At 38.2% G+C, this 6,145-nt stretch carries 8 protein-coding genes; 5 read left to right on the top strand and 3 right to left on the bottom strand.

What is annotated here, in order from left to right:
• Positions 1-118: 118 nt before the first annotated feature.
• The 3 genes from astE to seqA all read right to left on the bottom strand — a co-directional run bounded on the left by astE (position 119) and on the right by seqA (position 3,494).
• Positions 119-1,171, bottom strand: a complete 1,053-nt coding sequence (gene astE / locus ACT3RM_RS07380; protein ID WP_441833860.1) for a succinylglutamate desuccinylase — start codon at positions 1,169-1,171, stop codon at positions 119-121.
• Positions 1,172-1,263: 92 nt separating this feature from the next.
• Positions 1,264-2,901 (bottom strand): phosphoglucomutase (alpha-D-glucose-1,6-bisphosphate-dependent), encoded by a 1,638-nt coding sequence (gene pgm / locus ACT3RM_RS07375; RefSeq protein WP_441833861.1) that lies wholly within the window; start codon positions 2,899-2,901, stop codon positions 1,264-1,266.
• An 8-nt stretch (positions 2,902-2,909) separates the two neighbouring features.
• Entirely contained in the window at positions 2,910-3,494 is a 585-nt protein-coding gene (seqA, locus tag ACT3RM_RS07370) for a replication initiation negative regulator SeqA (RefSeq protein ID WP_441833862.1), read from the bottom strand.
• A 130-nt stretch (positions 3,495-3,624) separates the two neighbouring features.
• Here seqA and ACT3RM_RS07365 point away from each other — a divergent pair, with 130 nt between their 5' ends.
• From ACT3RM_RS07365 to fur, 5 genes are all read left to right on the top strand, one after another.
• Complete coding sequence (locus ACT3RM_RS07365; protein ID WP_441833863.1) at positions 3,625-4,389, top strand: alpha/beta fold hydrolase; 765 nt, start codon at positions 3,625-3,627, stop codon at positions 4,387-4,389.
• 99 nt (positions 4,390-4,488) lie between these two features.
• The gene (locus tag ACT3RM_RS07360) at positions 4,489-4,710 is read left to right on the top strand and encodes a DUF2788 domain-containing protein (protein ID WP_441833864.1); all 222 of its coding nucleotides are present in this window, start codon (positions 4,489-4,491) and stop codon (positions 4,708-4,710) included.
• Positions 4,711-4,712: 2 nt separating this feature from the next.
• Complete coding sequence (gene ybfE / locus ACT3RM_RS07355; protein WP_441833865.1) at positions 4,713-4,991, top strand: LexA regulated protein; 279 nt, start codon at positions 4,713-4,715, stop codon at positions 4,989-4,991.
• A gap of 14 nt (positions 4,992-5,005) precedes the next feature.
• Complete coding sequence (gene fldA / locus ACT3RM_RS07350) at positions 5,006-5,533, top strand: flavodoxin FldA (RefSeq protein ID WP_441833866.1); 528 nt, start codon at positions 5,006-5,008, stop codon at positions 5,531-5,533.
• A gap of 164 nt (positions 5,534-5,697) precedes the next feature.
• Positions 5,698-6,138 (top strand): ferric iron uptake transcriptional regulator, encoded by a 441-nt coding sequence (gene fur / locus ACT3RM_RS07345; protein WP_441833867.1) that lies wholly within the window; start codon positions 5,698-5,700, stop codon positions 6,136-6,138.
• The last annotated feature ends 7 nt before the right edge of the window (positions 6,139-6,145 follow it).

Raw genomic sequence — 6,145 nt, 5'->3', positions numbered from 1 at the left:
CGAAAGGAAAAGAAATCGATAAGTACAAGTGGAAAGTTAACTATACATGATTTTCACTAACAGTAATCAGTATAGTTAACCTTAAAACAGGGCTACAATGGTGTATTATTTTAACAAATCAAACAAAGTTTTTATCAACACTCAATGGGATAACAGTTAGTAAAGCGCGTTGACCTAAGGCAACATCTGCATTGGGAAAAATAATCGCTTCACCTTCAACCTCTGCAAAGTACTGCGTATCACCATCTGTAGCGAGTAATTCCCCCTTAGCAAAGCCTGTAAAGTTTTCTGCATCATCCGAAAACGTGAACGAAAAATGTTCATGACTACGATTTATCGTTCGATAAACCGAAAACAACTCAAAATCACTAGCATTAAATTCTTTATATTCTACATTTTTTTGGCTAATTAATGCAGTGAGTGCTTGTTTAGTTTTCTCAAATCGCGACATATCGTTTTCACCAAATGGTTTAACTTGTCCAAGCTCTATTGTAAATGAGTCTGCACCGTGAACAAACGATGAGTAATAACTAAATGTAGTGGCTGCAGATTTCATCATTAAGACGGTATTAACACCGCAACTTAACAAAAATTGTAGCTGCGACTTTTTCCATGGCTTACCATTTAAAAACGGATATACAGCAAACTTATCATTTTTTGAACCACGAATAGCTGTATGTAAATCATAATGACAACGTGCGCTGCCTTGCTCACCACGACTATAAAAGTTAGTAACGTATTGCTCTAGTTTACAAGCGCGGACGCGCTCGTCATTCATAGCAATACCCTCTTCAGTATGATGCCCATTAAATAGTCTATTAAGGTTTTCTTCAACGAAACGTAAACCAATATTTATAGATTTAGGATTACCATATATAAATAACACTCGCTGCGCTAATTTAAGCTCACCACTGATTATATGCTTTATTAACTCATCGCAAATCTCTATTGGCGCAGTTTCGTTACCATGCACTGCGCTTGAAAGCACTACATCTTTCGTTGTTGTAACACTGGGTTGGAATTCAATAACACCAGTATCGTGCACTGCTACCTGAGTACCATTTGCTAGTACAAAATGTCCAGCATCTAAGTGCCATTCGTTATTACGGCTAAGCGTTAAGAAATCACCTGTTTTTTTTAATTCATCGATATAGCTTGGGGTGGCTGACATAATATGGACGCCCTTATGTGCAAATTAATTTGTGAGAGTAAATACAAAAACGGCTGATTAAATCAGCCGTTTTTAAACTAGTTTAAACCCTGTTAACTAATAACAGAGTCGACTAACTCTTTAGCTTCTTTTTCAAGTAGTGCTAAATGCGCTTCACCTTTGAACGATTCGAGGTATATTTTATAAATATCTTCTGTACCTGAAGGACGCGCAGCAAACCAGCCATTCTCTGTGACAACTTTTAAGCCACCAATAGCCGCATTATTACCAGGGGCATGAGTGAGCTTTTGTAAAATAGGCTCTCCGGCAAGTTCTTGAGCTTTTACATCGTCCGCCGACAACGCCTTTAAGCGATTTTTTTGTGCTGTGCTAGCCGGTGCATCAATACGTTTATAAAACGGTGCACCAAACTCTTGTTTAAGCTCATTATATAACTGTGAAGGTGTTTTACCTGTTACAGCCAGGATTTCTGCAGCTAATAGGCCCATAATGAAGCCATCTTTATCTGTACACCAGACCGTGCCGTCAAAGCGTAAAAATGCCGCACCAGCACTTTCTTCCCCGCCAAAGGCAAGCGTGCCTTTGCTTAGCCCATCAACAAACCATTTAAAGCCGACTGGCACTTCTCTCACTTTGCGGTCATTACGCTCAGTGACCTTATCAATCATGCCACTAGAAACGAGGGTTTTCCCAATTTCAACACTAGCTGACCAATCACGATGATTAAGCAAGTAATCAATCGCCACAGCTAAAAAGTGATTCGGGTTCATTAACCCATCTGGAGTAACAATGCCATGACGGTCGTAATCAGGGTCATTACCGATGCCAATATCAAAATCATCTTTTAAGGCAATTAAGCTTGTCATTGCATAAGGTGATGAGCAATCCATGCGAATTTTGCCGTCTTTATCAAGCGGCATAAAACCAAAACGCGGATCAATCTGATCATTTACGACTGTCAGGTCTAAGTTGTATTTTTTGGCAATAACAGGCCAGAAGTTTATGCCTGAACCACCTAGAGGATCAATACCTACTTTTATTTTTGCATCACTAATAGCTTGTAAGTTAATAACATTACTTAAGTCATCAATATACGGGGTCATTAAATCTTGGTACTTAATAAATCCCGAACGAGAGGCTTTAGCAAATGGAAACAATTCAACTTCCACTAAGTCTTCAATTAATAGTTGATTCGCTCTGTCTTCAATCCATTTAGTTACATCTGTATCTGCAGGACCGCCATTAGGTGGGTTATATTTAAAGCCACCATCTTCGGGTGGATTATGTGATGGAGTAACAACAATGCCATCAGCTAATTCGTTAGGATTTTTTTTATTATGGCAAACCACTGCATGACTAATCACCGGAGTGGGGGTGAATTCATCATTTTCTTGGGTGATCACTTGTACTTCATTTGCTACCAATACTTCTATTGCAGAGTTAAAAGCCGCTTCACTTAACGCATGGGTGTCTTTGCCTAAGAATAATGGTCCAAAAATATCATTGTGTTTACGATAGTCACAAATTGCTTGGGTAATAGCCAAAATATGTGATTCATTAAACTTAACATCGTACGAGCAACCTCGGTGACCCGATGTGCCAAAGGCGACTGAATGCTCAGGGTTTTGCTCTAAATCAGGTTCATTTAAATAATACGCCGACACAAGCTTAGGAACATTAACTAAGCATGATTGCGATGCAGTTTTACCCGCGTTTGGATGAATTGCCATAATATTCCTTATAAGTAGTCACGAATTTTTTCAGCGTCAGTGGCACTGTAATCAAGACACAGTGCAACTTCATGTAACATCATTTTTTTACGCGTTGTATTTGAGTTAGTCATCACCCAATATTCTGTATCAGGGATGTTTTTAGGATTCATACTGCTACCACTTTCTAATAATGCTTTTTTTGTGGTGGCAAAATAAACACGATCACGCCCTTTGATCTCAAGTACGTTTGCAAAATCAGTTTTATGTGTTCTATAAAATGCCGATAGGATAAATAAGAAACGCCCTACCACGCCCTTTTGCATGGCAAGCTCTTCTTTATTTAGTATGTTAAATACATTAGCATTTTTTTGTGTCACTGCGGTGACAGGTGCTGGTAGGCTGGTTTGAGTAGCCGCCTCTTCAGCGTTGGTAATATTTTCCTGTTCAGGTTCTTTACTCAAACTTACTGAAGAATCACTTGATACAGGGGCGATTGTTTCGCCACTGAGATTTAATAAACGACGTAAAATGGTAGAAGCACTTTCGCCGATACTTTGTGTATTACTAGCAATGTATTGATATAACTCGTCGTCTATGTCAATTTTTTTCATGTTATTCCTGTCATTACGGGTCACATTTTTTCTTCGTGTTTGATTATACCCAAACCTGATTTAATTCTCTATGTTTTGCAATTTGTTATTTCGCGAGGCAAAATACAGCGACTATATTTAGGAGACAACCATGTTATTAAACTATGTACAATCTGGCCAAGGTCCTCATGTTATTCTTATTCATGGTTTGTTTGGTTCCCTTGAAAATTTAAATAGTATTGCTAAACCATTATCTGAAAACTTTACAGTTACCAACATTGACTTACGCAATCACGGCAAGTCATTTCATTCGCAAACTATGACTTATACTGATATGGCCAATGATGTACAAGCATTAATGAGTCATTTAAATATAGCGAAAGCCCATATTATAGGTCATTCAATGGGTGGAAAAGTAGCCATGCAAGTTGCACTTAATGCCCCTGAGATTGTCTCTCGGTTAGTGGTGCTTGATATAGCCCCGGTTTCTTATAACTCTAGCCATGATGAGATTTTTAAGGCGTTAAATAAAGTAGCCAAGCATGAACTTAATGAGCGTAAAGCAGCTGATACTTTAATGCAGGAACATATTAATGAATTGGGTGTCAGACAATTTTTATTAAAAAGCTTTGCCAAAGACGATACTGGTCGATTTGTTTGGCGTTTTAATTTACCTGTGCTGGAGCAAGAATATAAACATATTTTATCAGGGATTAAAGCAAATGATTCTTATTTATGTGATACACTCTTTGTCAAAGGAAATGATTCTGACTATATTTTGGCATCTCACCGCAGTGCCATTATGAACTTATTTCCAAAAGCACAAGCTAAGGTTATAAATGGCGCTGGACACTGGTTGCACGCGCAAAAACCCGAAGCAGTAAATAAGGTGATTAAAGATTTTTTAAATTCTTAAATGGCAAGAATTTAATCATGTTTTTTTGATATCACACCCTAAATTATTACAATTTTGTGTGCTATAGTACGCGCCGTTTAATTTAAAGGTTATACGTTGATGGTCAGTCAGTTAATTAACGAATTTGATACCTTAGGGTTGTATTTTGGCTTAGCCGGTGTGTTCTTTTTTATCGGTATGGCCATTCAAGATGTGCTTAAGCGCGGTGATGTGCCAAAATTTGGCCGCTATATCGTCTGGCTAGTGCTATTTTTAGGCTGTTCAGGCTTTATTGCAAAGGGGCTTATTCAAGTCTTTTGGCAAGGTGCGGGTGTGGTTTAACCATGGCCAAATCAGAAACAGATCGTACAACTCTCGATTTATTTGATTACGAAAAACGCCCAGGCAGACCAAAGACTAATCCCCTAACAAGGGAGATGCAGTTAAAGGTAAATAAGCGTAATCAAATAAAAAGAGATAAAGCACGCGGTTTAAAGCGTGTAGAATTTAAGGTTTCATCTCAGCTATATCAGGCTCTTAGTGATATGGCTGATGCGCAAGATATTAGCCGCAGCGCATTGATCGAAACAATTTTACAAGAAAGATTGGCTATTGATACATAGAAGGTTTTAATTTCATGGCAAGCGTAGGTATTTTTTTCGGCAGTGATACAGGCAATACAGAACATATAGCAAAGATGATTCAAAAAGAATTAGGTAAAAAGCTAGTGGCAGTGCATGACATTGCAAAAAGTTCTAAAGAAGAAATAGCGGAATTTGATTTGATCTTATTCGGCATTCCAACATGGTACTACGGCGAAGCACAATGTGATTGGGATGACTTTTTCCCAGAACTTGAAGAAGTTGATTTTGACGGTAAGTTGGTAGCTATATTCGGCTGTGGCGATCAAGAAGATTACGCAGAGTATTTCCTTGATGCGATGGGCATGATTAATGATATTGTCACTGAACGTGGTGCGATTGTTGTTGGCCATTGGCCAAGCGAAAGCTATGACTTTGAGGCCTCAAAAGGGATGGCTGATGAAAACCACTTTGTTGGATTAGGCATTGATGAAGACCGTCAACCAGAACTCACTGAGCAACGAGTTAAAGAATGGTCAGCTCAAGTATATGAAGAAATGTGTTTAAGCGAATTAGCAGATTAAGCTGATAAGTGTTTAAAGAACTATCAAATAGTTAGCCTTTTTTGATAATTAACGAATTGTTCTTTGCACTTATTTCACAGGCGCGTTATTCTAATCGATGCTAATGTGTCGTGCACATCTTTGTAAGGTGTCTAGTATAACCAAATAAACATTGAGACAGATTAATGACTGATCACAACTTGGAATTAAAGAAAGCCGGTTTAAAAGTTACTTTACCGCGTATTAAAATTTTAGAGATTTTACAATCTCCAGATAACCAACACATCAGCGCTGAAGATGTCTACAAAATTCTTTTAGACCTAGGCGAAGAGATTGGTCTAGCGACAGTTTATCGTGTTTTAAACCAATTTGATGATGCTGGAATTGTAAGCCGTCATCACTTTGAAGGTGGTAAATCAGTATTTGAACTTTCTGGCAGCACTCACCATGACCACCTAGTTTGCTTAAAATGTGGTAAGGTTGTAGAGTTTGAAGACGATATGATTGAGCGACGTCAAGTTGAAATTGCTGATGAAAGTGGTATCAAACTAACAAATCATTCGTTGTATTTATACGGTGAATGCTATGATACTGCGGCCTGTAAAGCCTACGCCGATAGTCAATAATTACTAT

It is taken from the genome of Pseudoalteromonas sp. AOP7-A1-14 (assembly GCF_052376275.1).
Taxonomy (GTDB): domain Bacteria; phylum Pseudomonadota; class Gammaproteobacteria; order Enterobacterales; family Alteromonadaceae; genus Pseudoalteromonas.
This window is presented reverse-complemented; position numbering and strand designations above follow the sequence as displayed.